Consider the following 19218-nt stretch of genomic DNA (forward strand, 5'->3'; position numbering starts at 1 on the left):
GCCTCCCGCAAGATCTATCCGTACTCGGAGAGGTTTGCAACCGCCGGGGTTGACCCATAATGGGAATGATCCCACTACAGGGCGGTGTGCGCTCCTCATGAATGTCTTCACGTTCCTGTTCCGGACGCTGCGCGGCCGGATCGCCCAACCATCCGGGCACCCGCAGTCTCGAACGCCCGCAAAACGGGGGAGCTCCGACGTTCTGTCCATGCAGCATGTCTTGGACGAATTCCGGGATTGCGCCGATCTTACGCATCGTTCCTTTCCGGAAATCCAAGTCCATCTCGTCTATTTCAGTTTCCTGTCGGATCCGGACAAGCTGGACCGCGACGTCATCCGGCCGCTGCGCGGCGTGACCCGGGAAGAGGTTCCGCGCCTGCTGCGCGAGACGCAATTCCAGGCGGTTACCGACCGAAAGCAGTTGATCGAAGGCATTTTGAAAGGCCAGACCGCCTTGTTCTACCGGGACGAACCGTATCTCGTCGACGTTCTAGGTCCCAAGGAGCGCTCCATCGGCCAGTCGGAGACGGAGACGGTCATTACGGGGCCTCACGATGCGTTCAACGAGAACGCAGGTTCCAACCTTTCCTTGATCCGGAAACGCGTGAGAAGCTCCCATCTCAAGGTGGTCAAGCTGTCCGTGGGCGAAGTCGCCAAGAACGACGTCTACGTGTTGTATATCGATGGGATCGTCAATCCGATCTACGTGCAGAAGATCATCGAGCGCGTCCGGCAAATCGAAGTGGACGCGATTACGGACACCAGCATGCTGATCCAGTACATCGACGACTCGCCCCTGTCCATTTTCCCGCAGTTCCTCACCTCGGAGCGGCCGGACGCGATCGCTTCCAAGCTCGTTTCGGGCCGCGTGATCGGGATGATGGACGGGAGTCCTTCGGCCTTCAGCGCCCCGACCTCGTTATTCGAGTTTTTCACTTCCTCGGACGACTATTACCAGCGTTGGCTGCTGGGGACCGGGACCCGGCTGCTGCGGTTCGTCGCCTTCGGGATTACCGTTACGTTCACGGCGCTGTATGTGGCGGTGGCCACCTATCATTACGAAATGATTCCCGCCAACCTGCTGCCGACCTTCGTGGAATCGCGCAGCCGCGTTCCGTTCCCGCCGGTCTACGAGGCGCTGCTCATGGAAACGACCATCGAACTGCTGCGGGAAGCCGGAGCGCGGCTCCCGACGAAAATCGGGCAGACGATCGGCATCGTCGGCGGTATCGTCATCGGGCAAGCGGCCGTGCAAGCCGGCTTTACGAGCAATATCCTGATCATCGCGGTCGCCTCGTCGGCCATCGCGTCATTCGTCATACCCAGCTACGTCATGAGCGCGTCCATCCGCCTGGTCCGGTTCGGGTTGATCCTGTTGGCCGGTTTGTGGGGGAACTTCGGTCTCGCCATCGGACTCGCGTTCGTCGTGATCCATTTAAGCGGGTTGACCAGCCTGGGCGCGTCCTTCATCTCCCCGCTCGCGCCCCTGCAATTCAAAGACTGGAAGGACACTTTCATCCGCGCGCCCTTCAAGATGCTGAAGGAGAGGCCGGAACAGACCGAAGCGCTGAATCCCGTCCGGATGAAAACGAGAAAGTAGGGAACCTCCGCATGCAGGAGAAGCTCTCGTATACCCAAGCCCTGATCCTGCTCTACATCGTGCAAGCGGGACTCGTGCTGTTCCGGTTTCCGCAGGTGGAGGCCCAGTACTTCGGATCCAACGGTTGGTCCGCGCTGCTTATTTGCTTTGCCGCTTCCACGCTCAATATCTTGATGGTCGCGGGCATCTATAAGCTGGGACAAGGGAAATCGGTCTACGACATCCTGGAGCGGACGATCCCGCGCGTGCTGCTGTTTCCGGTCTATTTCGCCGTCGTTGCCGTATGGGCCATGATGGCCAGCCTGGCGGCGAAGGAATACATCCATATCCTGAAAATGGTGGCGTTCCCGACCATCCATTCGTCGGTTTTCATGATCGTCTTGGGGCTGCTGGCTTACTATTTGTACGGCAAAGGAATTTACAGCATCTCCAAAGCGGCGATCGTGTTTTTGTTCCTGACGGTTTGGATGACGCTGCTGCTCCTCTTCTTTTTCTCGGACTTCCGTTGGAGCCGGCTGACTCCGTTCCTGTTCCGGGAAGGAACGGACTATGTCAAGGGGTTTTTCAATTTGTATCCGGCATTTCTGGGGTATGAGCTCAGTCTGGTGCTCTTCCCGTACAGCGACAAGAAAACCAAGCTCACCCAAGCGGCCTTCATGGCGAATCTATACTTGACCCTCCTCTATGTGTACGTCAGCATCATTTGCTTCGGAGTGTTCCACTACAACCAGCTCAAGCACAAGCTGTTTCCCGTGCTGGATCTGCTGGCCGCCGTCAAGTTTCCGTTCATGGAACGGATCGAGAACTTGTTCTACGGCTTCTTCCTGTTCGCCAATATCGTCACGGTCGCCGTCTATTACTGGTCCGCCGTCGAGACGGGCCTCCGCATCGTTCCGAAAATGAACCGGAAACTGTTGGGCTTCGTTCTGATCGCCGCCGCGACGGGCGTCGCGGCGATTCCGGACACGCTGATGGAAACGGAAGAGTGGTTGAGGGAGATCGGTTATGCCGGGTTCGTCGTGTCGTTCGGCTTTCCCCTCATCCTGCTGGCCGTCTTGCCGTTTCAGAGAAGAAAGGGGAAATCCGGTCTTGAAAGCACGTAAACTCGCGCTTCTGCTGCTGCCATTGGCGGCGCTGTGCGGTTGCGGACAGCAGCGGGTGCTGGAGCGGCTTGGTTTCATCAACATCAACAGCTACGACCTGTTGCCGGATGGGCAATTGAAGATGGTGGCCTTCATTCCGAAAATCACGGGGGAGGGCGATTCGCAAACCGGCGAATCGTCTTCCGGGCAGACCGGGAACGTCCAGATGTCCGGCCAGACGTCCGGCGAGGTATTGACGACAACGGCGCACTCGAGCAAGGAGGCCCGGATGATCCAATCCCGGCAGACCAACTGGGAGCTGGTCAGCGGACAGCTCCGGAACACGCTGTTCGGCATTTCCGTCGCCAAGCAGGGCTTATGGCCGTACGTCGATACCTTGATCCGCGACCCGACCATCTCCCCCCGGCTGAAGCTTTCGATCGTGGACGGAGAAGCCGGGGACATGCTCAACAAGAACTATCCGCAGCATCCCGGCGTCGGGAGGTACATAGACCGGCTATTGGAGAAGGAGATCCAGGACCAGGGGATTCCGAGGGTGCTGTTGTACGATTTCGAACGGGATTACTTCGACGACGGCCTCGACCCCGTCATGCCCATCTTGAAGGATGCCGGGGACAACGTGGAGATCAGCGGCATCGCTCTGTTCCGGGATGACAAGTACGTTGCCCGGATCGACTCGAAAGACGGTGTCTTGCTCCACATGCTGAGGGGGAAGACCCGCAACGGGGAGATCAACATCGAGGCGCCGGACGGGGGAAAAGGGCTCAGCCATGCCATGCTCAGCTCGCTGGCCAGCAACCGGAAATTCAAAGTCGGCAAGGACGCGGCAGGCCGTATCTCGGTTCGCATCACGCTGGATGTCGAGGCGTCGGTTCTGGAGTACATGGGGGAACTGAAGATCGGCGATGACCGGCAGAGGGCGAAGCTGGAGGCGCTAATCGCGGAAAGTTTGAAGGACAGGGCCGAAAACCTGATCGACTTGATGCGGAAAAACCGGGCGGACGGGATCGGCGCGGGCACCGCCGTCCGGAACCATATCGGCTACGCGGCATGGAAAAACATGAATTGGCGGGAGGAATGGGCCGGCGCCAAAATCACCGTTCACGTGAAGATGAAGATCAATAACTTCGGAAAATTCCGGTGACGGTTCTCCCATGGTATAATAATGGCCACAAAGCGATGGACGGTTGGAGGTTTCGCGGTAACATGGCCCAATCCAAATATTACGTCGTCTGGGAAGGCAAAACCCCGGGCATCTATGAGAGCTGGACGGCATGCAAGGCGCAGGTGGACGGTGTAGCCGGCGCCAAGTACAAGTCGTTCGGCACCCGCGCCGAGGCGGAAAAAGCCTACCGCGGCGGATGGAAGCGGACCTTCTCCGAAGCGCGGAAAGCCGCGGAACGGGAAACGGCTGCCGGTACGCCGGCCGCGGCTGCGGGGGCGGTCGATCTGGACAGCATTTCGGTAGACGTAGGGACCCGCGGCAATCCGGGGCCGATCGAGTACAAGGGAGTGGACACCCGCACGGGAGAAGTGCTGTTCGCTTACGGCCCGATCAGCAAGGGGACCAACAACCTGGGAGAGTTCCTGGCCATCGTCCACGCGCTGGCATACCTGAAGAAGCAGGGCAGCAGCAAAACCGTATACAGCGATTCCCGGACCGCCCTCAAATGGGTCAGGGAAAAACAGGTCGCGACGAATCTCGCGCGGGACGAGACGACCCAAGAGGTCTGGACGCTGGTGGATCGGGCGCTCGAATGGCTGCGCGCCAACCGTTACGACAACAAACTGCTGAAATGGGAGACGACGGAGTGGGGAGAAATCAAGGCGGATTACGGGAGAAAATAATTTCGGGCGGGTCCGCATGATTGGCCGGCAACGGGACATAATAGGGATACCGACTTCCGCGCCGGATGCCGGAGGTTGGTTTCCACTCGGGATTTGCTTTTGCTAATCGAATATGGTACGATGACTTTGCTTTCAAAAATTTTGACCTGAACTCGCATATTGTAGAGGGTTATAATTTTGGGCAAATAACCTTGTACAATATGTGAGTTTTTTATTTCTCCCGAAATAAAAAGGTCTCATGGTACTTGGTAAAGGAGGTGCACCCATCATGCAACAAGGAATCGTGAAATGGTTCAATGCCGAAAAAGGCTATGGCTTCATCGAAGTCGAAGGCGGCAATGACGTATTCGTACACTACAGCGCGATTACCGGCGAAGGCTTCCGTTCCCTGGACGAAGGCCAGCGCGTCGAGTTCAATGTCGTACAAGGCAACCGCGGCCCGCAAGCCGAGAATGTCGTAAAGCTGTAAGCATGGAATGGGAAAAGGAACTGCACGAGCCTTCGAGGCCGGACAGTTCCTTTTTTCGTTGGAAGGCCGAACGGTTCCTAATGCGTGATAAGCACGGCCGTGCCTACGTCGATTCGGTCGTACAGCCAACGAACGTCCTTGTTGTGCATGCGGATGCATCCCGCCGAGACGTATTTCCCGATCGACTTCTCGTTGTTGGTGCCATGGATGCCGTAGGCGTACGATACTTTGCCGTTAATCGTGACCTTCAGGCCGAGCCAACGGTCTCCGAGCGGATTTTTCGGATCCCCGCCCTTGATCTTCTCCTTGTAATACGGCCTGTTTTTGATTTTTTCCCGGATCGTGAACAGACCTTCCGGCGTATAGGTTTTTTTGCGTCCCGTCCCGACGGAAAAGGATTTGACCAACTTCCCTTTCTCATAATACTGGAGGACGTTGGAGGACTTATCGATCAGGATAAATTGATCGTATTTGGCGTATTTCTCCGCGAGCTGCGTCGACTTCGCTTGCGCGGCAGCCGGGATGACGAAGAGCAGACAGAGAAGCGCCGTCAGGACGCGAAACCAGATCCGGTTCATTTCCTTCGCCTCCTTTGCCGATTCTCATGTATATGCGGCGAAGAGCGGCGGCGATGAGGGCGAAAGGAAAAAAGGACGAATAGGTGGGGAAACGAAATGGCGTATGAGGCAAACGTTGTCGGGGGCGACACGTTCCCGGCATGGAGAGTGGAGGAATCGGAAGGGCAGTTCGGTTTCGGACTGCGTCAGCTGCGCGTCGAGGATCTTCCGGACGGAGAGCTGCTGGTCCGGGTCCGTTATTCCGGCGTGAACTATAAAGACGCGTTGGCGTTTCGGCCGGACGGAAATGTCGTGCGGGCTTATCCCATGGTGCCGGGGATCGATTTGGCGGGCACGGTGGAGGAAAGCCGAGACGAACGGTTCCGCGCCGGCGACGAAGTGTTGGTTACCGGCTATGGCTTAGGCGTCAGCCATTACGGGGGATACAGCCGTTATGCCCGTGTCCCTTCTTCTTGGGCGGTCCGCATTCCGCCTGGGCTTGGTTCGCGGGAAGCCATGATGCTGGGGACGGCCGGTTTCACCGCGGCCTTGTCCGTCGACGCGCTGCGGCAGGCGGGCGTTGAGCCGGATCAAGGGCCGGTGCTGGTCACCGGAGCGAGCGGAGGCGTAGGAAGCGCGGCGGTCGCGATATTAGCCAAGCTGGGTTACGAAGTCACGGCGTCAAGCGGCAAAGCGGACATGCGGGATTTGCTGCTCCGGTTAGGCGCGGCAAGGGTGATTTCGCGCATGGAATGGATGCCGGCTGCGGACCGCCCGCTCGGCGCGCAGCTCTGGAACGGTGCTGTCGATTGCGTGGGAGGGGGGACGCTGGCGGCGGTTCTGGGTACTTTGCGTTACGGCGGCGCCGTCGCGGCCAGCGGGATGACCGGGGGGATTGCGCTGAATACGAGCGTTTTTCCGTTCATCCTTCGGGGAATCCGGCTGATCGGCATCGACTCCGTGCAGGCGCCGATGGATATGCGGGTGCGGATTTGGGAACGGCTGGCCGGGCCTTGGAAGCCGGACGGGCTGGAATCCTTGCTCGAGCGCATCCCGTTGGAACGGGTCCCTGAAGCCGTGGATACCTTGCTTAGAGGGGAATCGAGAGGACGTTACGTCATCGAGCTCCCGTAAAACGCAAGAAAGACCCCCGGCGTAAGCCGGAGGTCCGCTTCGGAGACTCGGATTACAGAACCCGCCGAGCCGTGATATACCGCTTGGAGTAATCGCTCAGCTTGCTGACGAGCAAGCCGTTCCAGTGCGCGCCGATCGTGTCGTGGATGAATTTGCCGTTGCCGATATAGATGCCGACATGGTTGATTTTACCGGGCGTGGAGACGCTCAGGAAAATCAGGTCGCCGGGCTTCAGGTTGCTCTTGGAAACGTAACGTCCCTGCTTGGCTTGGTATTTCGTGCCCCATTTCAGGGGTACGCCGTACTTGCCGAAGACGTACTTCGTGAAGGACGAGCAGTCGAAGATCAACTTGCTCGGGTTATTGACCCCGAATTTATATTTGACTTTGCCCCGAAGGGAAAGCGCGTAATTGACGATTTTCGTCGCTTTGGCCGAAGAAGCGGAAACGCTTGCGGAGGTTGCGGCGTTCGCGGTGTGGGCGCCGGCCCCAAGCAGCTGCGCGGCAATCAAGGACAATCCGAGAACGGATGCGACGATCGCTTTTTTTGTAAGTTTTGCAATATTCATGATATTCCTCCTGTTAAATGGGTTATTAAGCACAGGAGAAACTATAGCATGTCCGATAGGCGCAATTGTGGAATCTGAACCGATTCTCATCTTCCAAACTCAGCCATCGGTCTTGCGGATCTGCTCGAAAAGCGTGTGATCGACGTCCGCGGGGGGTGTTCGCACTTTAAGCAACGCCAGAAGCTGCTCGGCTTGTCCCCGGGTTAACGGCTGCGCCGACTCGACCAGCTCGTAGCCGATCCGTCCGTCTACTTCGATCGTGGCCGTCCGGACATCCGAGAGATTGGAGATGCCGTTCCGCCGAAGCCGCAGCTCTAGCTGCTCCATCGTCATGCGGAGCTTCTTCAGGTTTCGCTCGACGATGCGTCCGTCGCGGATCACCAAGGTCGCCCTTCCGATGATCACCTTCTCCACCCAGGGGAACTTCAGCGCCAGGATTTGGAAGACGATCAGGATAGAGACGAAAATCACGATGACGATGAGCGTCTTCCACAACTCGTTCTCGGTGACGGCATGTCCGATGACGGTTCCGATCGAAAGCACCGTCACCATCTCAAGCGTCGTCATTTCGGCCATCACTTTTTTGCCGGCCAGCCGCAGAACGGCGAATCCGAAAACGATGACGGTTGCTGCCTCATAATAGATGGACAATACGAAACTCCCCTTTTGCCGTTATGTACCCTTTTCAGGATGCCCAAAAAAACGCCCCGGCCTCATCGGGCAGGAGCGTTTGACTCGGGCTGCCGCCCGATTTCGAAAACGGACGAAGCCGTCAACAAGAATTCCGTCCCGGGGAACGGTCCGCGTTCTTCGGCTTGCGGGCGCGGACGCCTTGCGTTTCGCCGCCGAATTGATCCAGGCGGGAAGGGGCGGAAGCCGGTCCGTCGTTGTCCGGCTTGTTGTTGCGACCCGACATCGTGGTCACCTCCATGGCAGTAGTGGCTGCTTAGAAAGTATGGCCCGATTCGGCCCGGAACCCGTTTGGAAAATGCAAATGGGAAGAATTAGGCCGACAGCTGTTTTTCCGTGTCGCGGATGATGGCGGCAACCCGCTCCTCGAGGGCGTATATTTTTTGCTGCCGGTCGACGATTTGCCGGGTCAACGCATTGACGGAAGCCAGGAATTCGCAGGCGGATTTCGCGTCGCGTTTGCCCAGCGACTTCGTGAACGCGTTCCAGACGGTTCGGCGGCCGTCGTTCGGCGCGCTCAGGGCGCTCTTCGACGCCCGGATCTGGGCCAGGACCGGATCCGCCGCGGCTAACGAATTCCGCAGTTTCTTCATTTTGCCTTGGGCGGCTTTGCGGGCGGATTCGTACGCCGAGTTCTTGGCTTTGATTTCCTCCCGGGCCAAGTGGACCGGAATTTTCATGCCGTCCGCCTGCAGGCTTAAGACGGAGACGAGCGATTTGCTTTTGAGTTTCTTGGCCGTCTTGAGCTGCGCGTTTACGTTCTGATAAAGATCGAACAGCTTCTGGTGGCGTTTGCGGGTATCTTCGGCGTCTTTCTTCATCGCCGCTAGCTTCGCCGCGTCGACCTGCCGGATCCGCTGCCGAAGGCTCTCCATGCTCTTCGCGTTGCGGCTATGGGCCGCTGCGATCTTCTGCTCCCAGTCCAGGCTTTGCGTCTTCAAACGCAGATATTCCGCGTGTTGCGTCTTAAGCTTATCCGCAAGAGCCGCATCCGCCGAGGATACCGTCCCGTCGAATGCTTTCTGCTGGGTCGCGGTCAATGCCGGAGCGGCGGCGGCTCCCGCCGGGAGCGCGGCCCCGGCCCACAGCGCGATGGCTGCGGCAAGCGCGGCGGCAATGGTCCGGCCGCGGATTCCCTTCCGAACGTTCATATTCATCCTCCTCGTCTGACACGCGCCGCAAAAGAAAAAAAGCACCCGTTGGCGAGGAATGTTCCTCATCCGACGGGTGCTTCCCGAACGCGCGTTTCCATTTTCGTCCAATATAACCCATGCCGATCCGGTCTGTCAAGCGAACAACGCGTAGTTCCCCGGTCGGGGGATCCCGGATCCGGATTCGAATTTTCCATACGCTCTATGAAATGTAATCGTTTAACAGCTTTATCAAAATAAATGAATGGTTTGGTCGGATCTACCCACGATCAGAAGCGGTCCCAATCAATCCAATCTTCATTTTATGCTCCCTAAGGACTAGGAACATCATGGTCGTTTCCCGGGTATTCATACATATCGGAATGTTCGGAAAATTGATCGAAACGACGGATTTCGGGGAGATTCTTCCGCGTTTTATGATGAAATCACATCGAACCGGCGAACGTGACCGCTCCGCCGGATCTCGATAAAGGCAAACCCTGCGAAAGCAGGCGACGCAAAGCTACAGGGGCTAAGCGCGCGGATCATCGGACCGCGCGGACGCCAGCCAGCTGCCGAAAGATCCTGGGGGAGTTTTTTTTGTGCCCTTCTTTCGGGAGAACCGAAACTCAGGCTGCAGTCGCGGAAGGGGGTGTGGGTCTTCATGATGCTGGTGATCCGCGAAAGCGGCCGCCGGCTGGGGAATCGGATCGGCCGGGCGGATACGTTCCTGCGCAGGTTTCGCGGCCTGATGCTGACGGATTCGCTGCCGGAGGGCGCGGGGCTGCATCTCGCGCCGTGCCGTGCCGTGCATTCTTTCCTGATGAAGTATCCGATCGACGTGCTTCATCTCGATTCGGACGGACGGATCGTCGGGATGGAACGGGAACTGAAACCGGGAAACCTGGGCGTATCGTTCCGGGGTACCCGCTCCGTCGTGGAGCTGCCGGCGGGCACGCTGGAACGGGCGGAAGTGCAGGTCGGACAAACCGCCGTATTCGAACCATCGGATGAGGAAACGCCCAACACCCACATTTGAGGAGGAACCGAAAATGATGAACAAACTGGCTGGACTGATCAAGGAAGAGCAAGGACAAGGCATGACGGAGTACGGCTTGGTGCTGGGGCTGATCGCCGTGGCGGTCGTGGCTGCTCTGGTGCTGCTGCGCGGGCATATCATTTCCCTGTTCAACAACGCCGAAAAAACGGTCGGCGACGGCGTGACGCAGATGGGCACGACCCCGTCCCCGTCCCCGGCGCCGTGAGGATCGGAAAGCGCGAATAGAGAAAAACAGAGCCATACGTGATCCGCGTATGGCTTTGCTTTTCCGTCAGGGACGCTTGCGGCCCATGCCGCCTCGGGCGTAAGGGGAGAGTTCGACTCCGTCGATCTCCCGATTACAGGAGGGATTCCTGTGTGGATGAATGCCGTTCTGTTGTCGGTGTCGGCGATATGCGCCGCCACCGATTTGAAAAGCCGTAAAATTTACAACGCCGTCGTATTTCCCGCGCTCGCTGCCGCCTTGATCCTCCGGGTCGCCTTGGGAGGCTGGCCGGAACTGGCGGACGGGCTGCTCGGATTCGCCGCCGGGTTGGGCATCCTGCTGATCCCGTATTTGCTCGGGGGAATGGGCGCGGGGGACGTGAAGCTGCTGGCGGTGGTGGGGGCCTTGAAGGGCGCGGCATTCGTGCTTGCGGCGTCCTTCTGCATGGCGGCGATCGGCGCCGTGCTGGCGCTGGGCGTCATGCTGCGCTACGGGGGGGTGCGGTCCCGGATCCGTCAGTGGGGGTTATGGCTCTTGTGCCTGCGCTTGAGAATATGGCCGAGCCCGAGCCGCGGGGCCGCCGAGGCGGTCACGTATCCGTACGGCGTGGCGATTGCGGGAGGGGCGGTCTTATGTTGGGCGCTGGAAGGATGGGGAGCGGCATGATCCGGGAGCAGAAAGGGCAGTCGCTCGTGGAATTCGCCCTGCTGCTTCCGCTGCTACTGCTGCTGATCTGCGGGATCGTCGATTTGGGGCGGCTTCTGTTCGCCTTCGTCAGCCTGAACATGACGGCGCAGGAGGCGGTGCGGCTCGGCGGTCTGGGGCGCACCGACGCCGCGATCGTCAGCTACGCCCGAAGCCATGTCCGGGTGGGCAGCTCCTCGACGCTCGACGTCACGATCTCGCCTCGGGACACGCAGCGGAAATCCGGCCAGGACGTGACCGTCAAGCTGACGTACGCCTTGCCCCTGATCACCCCGGTTATCGGGCAAATCCTGCCGGCTCCGGTCCTTTCGGCGGACTCGACGATTCGGGTGGAATAGGAGGGAACGCGGTTGAAACGATTCGCGGCAGCCTGGCTGCGCGACGAGCGCGGCAACGCGGCCGTACTCGTCGGTCTGGCCCTCCTGCTGATGCTGACGGCAACGGGCCTGGTCATGGACGGAGGCGCAATGTACGCCGCCAAAAGCCATCTCCAGAAAGCCGCCAACGCGGCGGCGCTTTCCGGGGCCCAGGAGTTGACCGGCGAAGAGACGGACGTTCGTTCCGTCGTGGAAGAAATTTTGGCGAAACATGGGGAGCAAGCCGACTTAACCATGGAAGACGTGAAGATGGGGGACTCGCTTCGCGTTCATTTGCGCAAGAAGGTCCCGCTGGGGTTCAGCCGGCTTCTGGGCAAGGAAGAGGCCACGGTGGAAGCGGAAGCCGCGGCCCGGATCTCCCCGATGGGCTCGGCAGAAGGAGTGGCGCCCCTCGGAATCGACGAGTCGATTCCGCTCGAGTTCAACAAGACGTACAAGCTCAAAGTCGACAGTTCCGGCGTGGAAGCCGGCTATTTCGGCGTCCTGGCCCTTGGCGGTCCCGGCGCTTCGACGTACGAGAGCAACCTGAGATACGGATACCAGAGCGAAATCAAACTCGGCGACATCATCGACACGCAAACGGGGAATATCGCCGGCAAGACGCGGGACGGCATCCAGTGGAGAATCGATTCGGATCCTTATCCGTCGGGGGATTATTCCCACCGGGACTCCCCTCGGGTCATCCTCATTCCCGTTTACCGACCGTATAATCAAACTTCCAACCAGCTGAAGCAAATCCAAGTGACCGGTTTCGCCTATTTCTACATCGCGGAGCCCATGTCGAGCAAAGACACGTCCATCACGGGCATGTTCATCGAGCGGACGGGAACGGGATACGCGCAGCCGGGAGCCGACGTCAAAGGCGCCTACGCGATCCGGTTGATCGAATAACCAGGCCGATACCATAACGGGCAGGACGGGTGAAACCGATGAGATCCAAATTGATACTGCTGGCCGCTCTCCTGATGGGGATCGCCACGACGGTGCTGTTTTTCGACTACATGAAAAAATACGACGCCGCGGCCGCCGCGAGCGAGACGTTCGTTCAGGTAGCGGCGGCGAAGCAGGAGATCAAGGAAAACACGAAAATCACGGGCGACATGCTGCTAATCGTCCGGATTCCGGCCAATGCCGTGCATCCTTCGACCATCAAGGATCCCGCCTTGGCGGCGGGCAAACTGGCGGCCAGCGATCTGGCGGCCGGCGAGGTGCTGCTCGCGAATCACTTGAAAGACCAGAAAGAAGAAGCGATGTTCGTCTCCAAGAAAATCCGGGAAGGCTACCGGGCCGTCTCCCTCGGCGTCAACCTCGTGCAGTCGGTGTCCAACTTGATCGAACCGGACGATTACGTCGATCTCGTGACCACGGAGTCGAACAAGGAAAGCGGAACGACCGAGTCCCGGATCCTGCTCGAGAACGTTCGGGTGCTGGCGATCGGCCGCCGGATGGTGGAAGCGGACGCAACGACCCCGTACGTGGAATACGCGTCCGTCACCTTGGAAGTCAAACCGGAAGACGGCGTGAAGGTGGTCAATTCCGATGAGAAAGGGCCGGTCAGCCTCATGCTGCACAGCCGTATCGTGCAGGAGGACGGAGGGAGCGAGCCATGAGCGAAGCGCGCCTTCCGGAGGGGAGCGGATCGGCCCCCAAGCGCGGGGAAATGATCGCCGTCTGCAGCGCGAAAGGCGGCATCGGCCGCACGATCATGGCCGTCAACCTGGCCGTCGCCCTGACGAAGAAGAACGTGCAGGTCGGCCTGCTCGACGGCAATTTCCAGTTCGGGGACGTCGCGCTGGCCTTGGACCTGCATCCGACCTTCACGATCAAGGACGTGGTAGAGAGCTTGGGCGAGATGGACCGTTACGCGCTGAGCGGCTTCCTGATCCATCACGGGAGCGGGGTGAAGACGCTCGCGGCGCCGGAGCGGCCCGAGTACGCGGATCTCGTGACGCCCGCGGTGATCGAGAAGGTATGCGACCTGTTGATGGCCCAGACCGATTACCTGGTCGTCGATACCGGCCCCGGGCTGCAGGAGCAGACGCTCCAGTTCATCGAGAAGGCGGACCAGATTTTCGTGCTGACCACGCTGGAGATGAGCGCCATCAAGAACACGAAGCTGATGCTCGAGACGCTGGAGGTGCTCGGCTACCGGCACAAGACGCAGCTGGTCGTCAACCGGGCGACGATGGACAGCGTCATCAAGGCCGGCGACGTGCCCGACATTCTGGGCTATGAGACGTCCCTGTTCGTGCCGAACGAATGGCAGCTGGCCACGCAGTCGCTCAACACCGGCATCCCGTTCGTCCAGAACCAGGCCAAGACCGAGCTGGCCAAAGCGCTGTTCAAATGGGCCGAGCAGCTCGTCATCCGGCGGGAAATCTCGGTATTCAAGCCCAAGTCGGGCTCATTCCTGCAGTCATTGCTGCACAAGACGTCGAAAAACATCACATCGCTTTTCTAGGGAGGCCCTGCCATGAGTCTGCTGGACAAAATCCAAGCCCGGGCCGGCCATGAGCCGCCGGAGACGGCCGCCTCTGCCGCCGCGGGCGCCGCCGAACCGGAGGAAGCGGCGCGGCAGGCGAAGCCGAAGAAGGACCTGCTGACGGCGTTCCGCCACATCCGCGGGCACGACGCCAAGGCGAAAGCCCATTCGGCTCCGCTGTCCAAGCACCAGGAATTGAAGAACAAGCTGCATAAGCAGATTTTGAACGATTTGAAGGACGAGCCCGTCGAGAACATCCTGCCGAAAATCGACGCGATGGCCGTGCAGATCATCCAGGAGGACGAGTCGCTCCGCGGCAAAGTGGACCGCAAGAAAGCGGTCGAAGAACTGATTCACGAACTGACGGGATACGGGCCGATCAACCCGCTGCTGCTCGACGAGGAAATCAGCGAGGTGATGGTGAACGGTCCGCACCAGGTGTACGTCGAACGAGGCGGACGGCTGGAGCTGACGCATGTCCAGTTCCGCGACGACGAGCACGTCATGAACATCATCGACAAAATCGTGTCGCCGATCGGACGCCGCGTGGACGAGAGCAGCCCGATGGTGGACGCGCGGCTGCCCGACGGGTCGCGGGTGAACGTCATCATCCCGCCGCTGTCGCTCAAAGGCCCGTCCATCACGATCCGGAAATTTTCCAAAGACCCGTTCACGATCGACGATCTGATCGGCTTCGGGACGCTGACGCGTGACATGGCCATTTTCCTCGAAGCCTGCGTGAAAGCCCGCTTGAACATTTTCGTCTCGGGGGGCACCGGGTCGGGCAAAACGACCACGCTCAACGTGCTGTCCTCGTTCATTCCGAGCGACGAGCGCATCGTGACGATCGAGGACGCGGCGGAGCTGCAGCTGTGGCAGGAGCACGTCGTATCGCTGGAATCCAGGCCGCCGAACATCGAAGGACGGGGCGCGGTCACGATCCGCGACCTCGTGCGCAACTCCCTGCGGATGCGGCCGGAGCGCATCGTGATCGGGGAGGTGCGGGGCGGCGAGGCGCTCGACATGCTGCAGGCGATGAACACGGGCCACGACGGCTCGCTCGCCACGGGCCACTCCAACAGCCCGCGCGACATGATCGCCCGTCTCGAGACGATGGTGCTCATGGCCGGCATCGAGTTGCCGGTCAAGGCGATCCGCGAACAGATCGCGGGCGCCGTCGATTTGATCATCCAGCAGTCGAGGCTGCGGGACGGCTCGCGCAAAATCACGAACATTACGGAAGTGCAGGGTATGGAGGGGGACGTGATCGTGCTGCAGGATATTTTCTCGTTCCGGCAGACAGGGGTGGACGAGGCGGGCCGGATCGCCGGCAAGCTCGTGCCGACGGGCGTGCGGCCCCGGTTCTACGAGCGGCTGGAAACGTCCGGCATCCACATCCCCGCCTCCGTGTTCATCGAGGAGGAGGGTTGAGCCCGTGACCTTGATGACCTGGGTGATGACCGGGATGGTCCTGGCGAGCGCCTTCCTGCTGTTTGCGGCGGTGCTCGGCCTGCTGTTCCAGTCGGACAAGCGGATGGAAAAACGGATGAAACGGTTCCTCGCGCTGAACGACAGGCAGAAACTGGGACGCAAGAAGCTCGATTGGCTCGTGCAGCTGCGATTGTACAAGCAAGCCGTGCGGGAGAAGGTGCTGACGAAAAAACGGAGCGGGCGGCTGGAGAAAATGCTGAGCTTGTCCGGAGTTCCGCTGAAACCCGAAGAGTACGTGCTGTTCCAGTGGATCTGCACCGCGCTCGGCGCCGGCTTGTTTTATCTGATCTCGGACGAAGCGCTGCTGCTCGCGCTGGGGGCGGCGGCCGGATTCGCGTTTCCGCGCCTATGGATCGACCGGAAGCGGAAAGCGCGGATGAAGGCGTTCGAAGAGGGGTTGCTGGACATGCTCACGACGATCATCGGATCCTTGCGGGCCGGGTTCAGCTTCGCCCAGGCGCTTCGGACGGTGGCCGACGAGTCGGAAGGCCCGATCCGCGAGGAAGCCGAAACGGTGCTTAAAGACATGCAGTACGGCGCGACGATGGAGGACGCGCTGGGGGAATGGAAGGAACGGATGCCCAGCGAGGATTTGAACCTGATGATCCAGGCGATCCTGATCCAGCGGCAGATCGGCGGCAACCTGGCGGTCGTGCTGGAGACGATCGTGCAGACGATCCGCGACCGCGCCCGCATCCAGCGGCAGGTGTCGACGCTTACCGCCCAGGGAAGAATGTCGGGCACCGTCATCGGCCTGCTGCCGTTCGCGCTGGCGATCATCCTGTATTTCATCGAGCCCAAGTATATCGGCACCTTGTTCCATAACCCGATCGGCATCGGCATGGTGGCCGGCGGGCTCTTCTCCGGCTTCATCGGGTTCCTGCTGATCCGCAAAATCACGACGATCGAGGTGTGAGCATGCTCTACGCGGCGTTCTGCATGACGGTTACGCTTACGCTGTATTCGCTGTTCGTCGTCCGGGAGGAACGGGCCAAACGGTTAAAACGCAGGCTGGCCCATATCACGGGGGTGCCGGAGGCGGCAGCCGCGGGCGGGCCCGCGGCGGAAGGCGGCCCCGATGAGCCGCTGCGGGGGCGCGTCTTCCAGCCGGTCTGGAGCGGGTTCCGCAAGCTGTTCAGCCGCAGGATGGAGGAAGGCAAAAAAGCCCGGATCGAAAAACGTCTGCTGCAGGCCGGGCAGCCTTTCCGCATGACGCCGGTCGATTTCCGGCTGCTGCAGCTAACGCTGGCGGTGCTGCTGCCGGGGATCGGACTGGCATACGGCTATGTATTGGATGCCGGCATCGGCGCCGGCATCCTGCTCGGGTTGATCGGCGCGCTCGGCGCGTTCTGGCTGCCGGGTTATTATCTCAAGCTGAAGTCCCGGTCGAGAAGCCGGCTGGCTCTTCGGGAGCTGCCCGACGTGCTCGATCTGCTCACCGTCAGCCTGGAAGCCGGACTGGGCTTCGACGCGGCCCTCAGCAAGCTGGTCTCCCGCAAGGAGGGCGTCCTGCCCGGGGAATTCCGGCGCTGCCTGGAGGAGATCCGGCTAGGCAAAACCCGGCGCGAAGCGTTGTCCGGCGTCCGGGACCGGGTGGTGCTGGACGAGCTGAAAGTGCTGATCGGCAGCATTCTCCAGGCGGAGAAGCTGGGGATCGGCATGGTGCAAGTGCTGCGCGTCCAATCCCAAGAGGTGCGGGAGCAGCGGCGCCAACGGGCGGAGGAAGAAGCGATGAAGGCGCCGATCAAAATGCTGTTCCCGCTCGTGCTGTTCATTTTCCCCAGCTTGTTCATCGTGCTGCTCGGCCCGGCGATCATCCAGTTCGTCCAGGCTTTCACGGGGCTGTGAGGAACGCGTCAGATTTCCGTTCCGACGCCGGCTTGCCGGGCCAGTCCGGCTAAATACCCGGCTACCGCCAGATCGAAGACGGCCATGCCCATCGGACAGAACAGGACGGGTTCTGCCGGATCCCATCCGCGCAAGGCGTCGCGGCACACCACGTCGGCGATCGATGCGGTCCCGGCAGGCAACAGCCCGTTCTCGCGATGCAGCAGCTCGATGTCCGTGTTCTCGCGGCATACTTCTTCCCAATCGTCCACGACGATGGCCTGAAGGGAGCGCAACGCCTCGATGCGGTAGTCGCGGAGCGAGACGTTCAGCAGCAAGGCGCCGTCCGCGGGCGGCCGATCAATATATCGGCGGTCCGCTACCGTGCAGGTGATGCAGACGTTGCAGCCGCCGTATGCTTCCTGCCACTCGGGGACGATGTCCGTACGGTCTCGCCACGCTTGCGGAATGGACGCGGCCTCGACCCCTCTCGGATCGTGCAGCAGGAATCGGCCGATTCGGTCGCCGAACAAGCTGGCGCACATGTCGAAGTGGGCCCGGCCGATGGGCCCCCAGCCGAAAATCGCGATCCGCAGCGGAGCGGCTTCCGGGCGGGTTTCCAGCCAGCGGCGCAGCATAAGCCCGCTGACCGCGGCCGTCCGCAGCAGGTTGGGCGCTCCTCCGGCCAGGATGGCGGTCGGCTGGCCGGTGTCCGCGCGGTTCAGCACGATGACGCCGTGCGCGCGGGGGAGGCCGAGCTCCAGGTTGCCGGGGAAACTGGCGATCCATTTGATCCCGGCCATATCGAACTCCCCGCCCAGAAAAGCCGGCATGGCGATGATGCGGTTGCGGGGATCCCGGTAACGCAAGTAAGGTTTGATCGGCTGCGCGAAATCCCCGTTGTCCAGGACGCGCACCGCGCGTTCGATGCGGTCCGCGAGTTCCGGCCACCGGAAACCGAGCGAACGGATTTGGCCGTCGTTCAGGACGAGCACCCTGTTTCATCCTCCTTATCGTGACTCTCGACATCTCCGAATTGCCGGTTTACCCACTCGTCCGAAAATACCGTATCCATATACCGCTCGCCGCGGTCATGCAAGATCAGCGCGCAGACCGCTCCGTCCGGCATTTTCGGCAGCAGCCGGCGGACGGCCGCGATGACCCCGCCGGAGGAGGGGCCGGCCATGAGGCCTTCCCGCAGCGCCAGCTCCCGGCACCCTTCCACCATTTCGCGGTCGGATACCGTGACCGCTTCATCCCAAAAACGGGTCTGTCCGAACGGCGGAACGATACCCGCGCCGATGCCCGGGAATCGGCGGACGCCTTTCCCTTCGCCCAGGATGGCGCTGGCTTCCGAGTCGACCGCGACGATCCGGGTGGGGAGGCCGAGCTCCCGTACTTTCTTGGCGCAGCCGGCCATCGTGCCGCAGGTGCTGACGGCGCCCGCGACGTAATCGACGGGGCCGGCGGCGTCCAGGATTTCCTGCATCGTCTCCAGGTGCGAGCGCCAATTGTCCTCGTTTCCGTATTGGTTCGTCCAGAAAACGCCCGGAATTTCCGCTTGCAGCTGCCGGGCCCGGTTGATCCGGGCGGGAAGGAACTCGCCGGTGTCCGGATCGGGTTCTCTCACATAATCGATGGATGCGCCCAGCGCCTGGAGGATGGCCAGGTTGTTGCCGGCCGTGCGAGGATCGACGACGCAGATCAAGCGAAGGCCCAGCTGCGCGCAAATCATCGCCAGGCTGATGGCGGTGTTGCCCGAGCTGGATTCCACGACCGTGGCTCCCGGGGCCAGCCGTCCGTCTTTCCAAGCTTCCGTCAGCATGCGGAGGGCCGGCCGGTCTTTGGCGCTGCCCCCCGGGTTCAGCATTTCCAGCTTGGCGTAAACCCGGATGCCGCGCTCGTTCGCGAACAGGTTGGCCAGTCGTACGAGCGGGGTGCGGCCGATGGCTGACAGCAAGGAAGAAGTCAT

At 60.7% G+C, this 19218-nt stretch carries 23 protein-coding genes and 1 riboswitch; of the genes, 16 read left to right on the forward strand and 7 right to left on the reverse strand.

From position 1 onward, the window contains the following. The first annotated feature begins 97 nt into the window (after positions 1-97). From PTZ19_RS13275 to PTZ19_RS13295, 5 genes are all read left to right on the forward strand, one after another. Positions 98-1600, forward strand: coding sequence for a spore germination protein (locus PTZ19_RS13275; RefSeq protein WP_339329329.1), 1503 nt, complete (start codon positions 98-100; stop codon positions 1598-1600). A gap of 11 nt (positions 1601-1611) precedes the next feature. Next, on the forward strand, positions 1612-2703 hold the full coding sequence (locus PTZ19_RS13280; protein WP_276355157.1) for a GerAB/ArcD/ProY family transporter: 1092 nt from the start codon (positions 1612-1614) through the stop codon (positions 2701-2703). Continuing rightward, a complete protein-coding gene (locus PTZ19_RS13285) occupies positions 2690-3847 on the forward strand; it encodes a Ger(x)C family spore germination protein (protein ID WP_276355160.1) in 1158 nt (385 codons plus the stop codon). Before PTZ19_RS13280 ends, PTZ19_RS13285 begins: the two co-directional genes overlap by 14 nt. A gap of 62 nt (positions 3848-3909) precedes the next feature. Beyond that, on the forward strand, positions 3910-4551 hold the full coding sequence (rnhA, locus tag PTZ19_RS13290) for a ribonuclease H (protein ID WP_276355162.1): 642 nt from the start codon (positions 3910-3912) through the stop codon (positions 4549-4551). 268 nt (positions 4552-4819) lie between these two features. Continuing rightward, positions 4820-5020 carry a cold-shock protein gene (locus tag PTZ19_RS13295; protein WP_276355166.1) on the forward strand — a complete coding sequence of 67 codons (201 nt, stop codon included), beginning with the start codon at positions 4820-4822 and terminating at the stop codon, positions 5018-5020. A gap of 77 nt (positions 5021-5097) precedes the next feature. Here the strand turns inward: PTZ19_RS13295 and PTZ19_RS13300 are convergent, their stop codons facing one another. Then, positions 5098-5598: a L,D-transpeptidase gene (locus PTZ19_RS13300; protein ID WP_276355171.1), complete on the reverse strand. Its 501-nt coding sequence runs from the start codon at positions 5596-5598 to the stop codon at positions 5098-5100. A gap of 96 nt (positions 5599-5694) precedes the next feature. Here PTZ19_RS13300 and PTZ19_RS13305 point away from each other — a divergent pair, with 96 nt between their 5' ends. Next, positions 5695-6711, forward strand: a complete 1017-nt coding sequence (locus tag PTZ19_RS13305) for an oxidoreductase (protein ID WP_276355173.1) — start codon at positions 5695-5697, stop codon at positions 6709-6711. 52 nt (positions 6712-6763) lie between these two features. Here PTZ19_RS13305 and PTZ19_RS13310 read toward each other — a convergent pair whose 3' ends face one another. The 4 genes from PTZ19_RS13310 to PTZ19_RS13325 form a co-directional block, all read right to left on the reverse strand. After that, positions 6764-7279: a C40 family peptidase gene (locus PTZ19_RS13310; protein ID WP_276355175.1), complete on the reverse strand. Its 516-nt coding sequence runs from the start codon at positions 7277-7279 to the stop codon at positions 6764-6766. 99 nt (positions 7280-7378) lie between these two features. After that, positions 7379-7930, reverse strand: coding sequence for a DUF421 domain-containing protein (locus PTZ19_RS13315; RefSeq protein WP_276355178.1), 552 nt, complete (start codon positions 7928-7930; stop codon positions 7379-7381). A 121-nt stretch (positions 7931-8051) separates the two neighbouring features. Beyond that, positions 8052-8195, reverse strand: a complete 144-nt coding sequence (locus PTZ19_RS13320; RefSeq protein WP_276355180.1) for a hypothetical protein — start codon at positions 8193-8195, stop codon at positions 8052-8054. A gap of 88 nt (positions 8196-8283) precedes the next feature. Continuing rightward, a complete protein-coding gene (locus tag PTZ19_RS13325; protein ID WP_276355182.1) occupies positions 8284-9120 on the reverse strand; it encodes a hypothetical protein in 837 nt (278 codons plus the stop codon). Between the two features lie 461 nt (positions 9121-9581). Next, positions 9582-9679, forward strand: a riboswitch (cyclic di-GMP riboswitch). Between the two features lie 84 nt (positions 9680-9763). Here PTZ19_RS13325 and PTZ19_RS13330 point away from each other — a divergent pair. The 10 genes from PTZ19_RS13330 to PTZ19_RS13375 all read left to right on the forward strand — a co-directional run bounded on the left by PTZ19_RS13330 (position 9764) and on the right by PTZ19_RS13375 (position 17267). Further along, entirely contained in the window at positions 9764-10138 is a 375-nt protein-coding gene (locus PTZ19_RS13330; RefSeq protein ID WP_276355185.1) for a DUF192 domain-containing protein, read from the forward strand. A gap of 13 nt (positions 10139-10151) precedes the next feature. After that, the gene (locus PTZ19_RS13335) at positions 10152-10364 is read left to right on the forward strand and encodes a Flp family type IVb pilin (RefSeq protein WP_276355188.1); all 213 of its coding nucleotides are present in this window, start codon (positions 10152-10154) and stop codon (positions 10362-10364) included. A 156-nt stretch (positions 10365-10520) separates the two neighbouring features. Continuing rightward, on the forward strand, positions 10521-11030 hold the full coding sequence (locus tag PTZ19_RS13340; RefSeq protein ID WP_276355191.1) for an A24 family peptidase: 510 nt from the start codon (positions 10521-10523) through the stop codon (positions 11028-11030). Then, positions 11027-11407: a TadE/TadG family type IV pilus assembly protein gene (locus PTZ19_RS13345; protein ID WP_276355194.1), complete on the forward strand. Its 381-nt coding sequence runs from the start codon at positions 11027-11029 to the stop codon at positions 11405-11407. The genes PTZ19_RS13340 and PTZ19_RS13345 overlap by 4 nt, the downstream gene beginning before the upstream one ends. Before the next feature lie 12 nt (positions 11408-11419). Further along, positions 11420-12337, forward strand: a complete 918-nt coding sequence (locus PTZ19_RS13350) for a pilus assembly protein TadG-related protein (RefSeq protein WP_276355197.1) — start codon at positions 11420-11422, stop codon at positions 12335-12337. Positions 12338-12375: 38 nt separating this feature from the next. After that, entirely contained in the window at positions 12376-13056 is a 681-nt protein-coding gene (gene cpaB / locus PTZ19_RS13355; RefSeq protein ID WP_276355201.1) for a Flp pilus assembly protein CpaB, read from the forward strand. Further along, complete coding sequence (locus PTZ19_RS13360) at positions 13053-13907, forward strand: CpaE/TadZ family protein (protein WP_276355203.1); 855 nt, start codon at positions 13053-13055, stop codon at positions 13905-13907. Before cpaB ends, PTZ19_RS13360 begins: the two co-directional genes overlap by 4 nt. A 12-nt stretch (positions 13908-13919) precedes the next feature. Then, complete coding sequence (locus tag PTZ19_RS13365) at positions 13920-15359, forward strand: TadA family conjugal transfer-associated ATPase (protein ID WP_276355205.1); 1440 nt, start codon at positions 13920-13922, stop codon at positions 15357-15359. A gap of 13 nt (positions 15360-15372) precedes the next feature. Then, positions 15373-16335 (forward strand): type II secretion system F family protein, encoded by a 963-nt coding sequence (locus PTZ19_RS13370; RefSeq protein ID WP_276355441.1) that lies wholly within the window; start codon positions 15373-15375, stop codon positions 16333-16335. 2 nt (positions 16336-16337) lie between these two features. Then, on the forward strand, positions 16338-17267 hold the full coding sequence (locus tag PTZ19_RS13375) for a type II secretion system F family protein (RefSeq protein WP_276355207.1): 930 nt from the start codon (positions 16338-16340) through the stop codon (positions 17265-17267). Between the two features lie 8 nt (positions 17268-17275). Here PTZ19_RS13375 and PTZ19_RS13380 read toward each other — a convergent pair whose 3' ends face one another. Both PTZ19_RS13380 and sbnA read right to left on the reverse strand, forming a co-directional pair. Next, on the reverse strand, positions 17276-18241 hold the full coding sequence (locus tag PTZ19_RS13380) for a 2,3-diaminopropionate biosynthesis protein SbnB (protein ID WP_276355208.1): 966 nt from the start codon (positions 18239-18241) through the stop codon (positions 17276-17278). After that, positions 18229-19218: a 2,3-diaminopropionate biosynthesis protein SbnA gene (sbnA, locus tag PTZ19_RS13385; protein WP_276355210.1), complete on the reverse strand. Its 990-nt coding sequence runs from the start codon at positions 19216-19218 to the stop codon at positions 18229-18231. Before sbnA ends, PTZ19_RS13380 begins: the two co-directional genes overlap by 13 nt.

Origin of the sequence: Cohnella caldifontis, from assembly GCF_029360585.1 — a bacterium.
In the GTDB taxonomy this organism is placed as follows: Bacteria; Bacillota; Bacilli; order Paenibacillales; family Paenibacillaceae; genus Cohnella; species Cohnella caldifontis.

Excerpts from the sequence above, each read along its gene's own strand:
- PTZ19_RS13365 (WP_276355205.1), top strand. The coding sequence starts at position 13,920 with ATGAGTCTGCTGGACAAAATCCAAGCCCGGGCCGGCCATGAGCCGCCG.
- PTZ19_RS13375 (WP_276355207.1), top strand. The coding sequence starts at position 16,338 with ATGCTCTACGCGGCGTTCTGCATGACGGTTACGCTTACGCTGTATTCG.
- PTZ19_RS13345 (WP_276355194.1), top strand. The coding sequence starts at position 11,027 with ATGATCCGGGAGCAGAAAGGGCAGTCGCTCGTGGAATTCGCCCTGCTG.
- PTZ19_RS13310 (WP_276355175.1), bottom strand. The coding sequence starts at position 7,279 with ATGAATATTGCAAAACTTACAAAAAAAGCGATCGTCGCATCCGTTCTC.
- PTZ19_RS13275 (WP_339329329.1), top strand. The coding sequence starts at position 98 with ATGAATGTCTTCACGTTCCTGTTCCGGACGCTGCGCGGCCGGATCGCC.
- PTZ19_RS13335 (WP_276355188.1), top strand. The coding sequence starts at position 10,152 with ATGATGAACAAACTGGCTGGACTGATCAAGGAAGAGCAAGGACAAGGC.
- PTZ19_RS13360 (WP_276355203.1), top strand. The coding sequence starts at position 13,053 with ATGAGCGAAGCGCGCCTTCCGGAGGGGAGCGGATCGGCCCCCAAGCGC.
- PTZ19_RS13280 (WP_276355157.1), top strand. The coding sequence starts at position 1,612 with ATGCAGGAGAAGCTCTCGTATACCCAAGCCCTGATCCTGCTCTACATC.
- PTZ19_RS13370 (WP_276355441.1), top strand. The coding sequence starts at position 15,373 with ATGACCTGGGTGATGACCGGGATGGTCCTGGCGAGCGCCTTCCTGCTG.
- PTZ19_RS13300 (WP_276355171.1), bottom strand. The coding sequence starts at position 5,598 with ATGAACCGGATCTGGTTTCGCGTCCTGACGGCGCTTCTCTGTCTGCTC.
- rnhA (WP_276355162.1), top strand. The coding sequence starts at position 3,910 with ATGGCCCAATCCAAATATTACGTCGTCTGGGAAGGCAAAACCCCGGGC.
- PTZ19_RS13295 (WP_276355166.1), top strand. The coding sequence starts at position 4,820 with ATGCAACAAGGAATCGTGAAATGGTTCAATGCCGAAAAAGGCTATGGC.
- cpaB (WP_276355201.1), top strand. The coding sequence starts at position 12,376 with ATGAGATCCAAATTGATACTGCTGGCCGCTCTCCTGATGGGGATCGCC.
- PTZ19_RS13305 (WP_276355173.1), top strand. The coding sequence starts at position 5,695 with ATGGCGTATGAGGCAAACGTTGTCGGGGGCGACACGTTCCCGGCATGG.
- PTZ19_RS13330 (WP_276355185.1), top strand. The coding sequence starts at position 9,764 with ATGATGCTGGTGATCCGCGAAAGCGGCCGCCGGCTGGGGAATCGGATC.
- PTZ19_RS13340 (WP_276355191.1), top strand. The coding sequence starts at position 10,521 with ATGAATGCCGTTCTGTTGTCGGTGTCGGCGATATGCGCCGCCACCGAT.
- sbnA (WP_276355210.1), bottom strand. The coding sequence starts at position 19,218 with ATGACTTCTTCCTTGCTGTCAGCCATCGGCCGCACCCCGCTCGTACGA.
- PTZ19_RS13320 (WP_276355180.1), bottom strand. The coding sequence starts at position 8,195 with ATGTCGGGTCGCAACAACAAGCCGGACAACGACGGACCGGCTTCCGCC.
- PTZ19_RS13325 (WP_276355182.1), bottom strand. The coding sequence starts at position 9,120 with ATGAACGTTCGGAAGGGAATCCGCGGCCGGACCATTGCCGCCGCGCTT.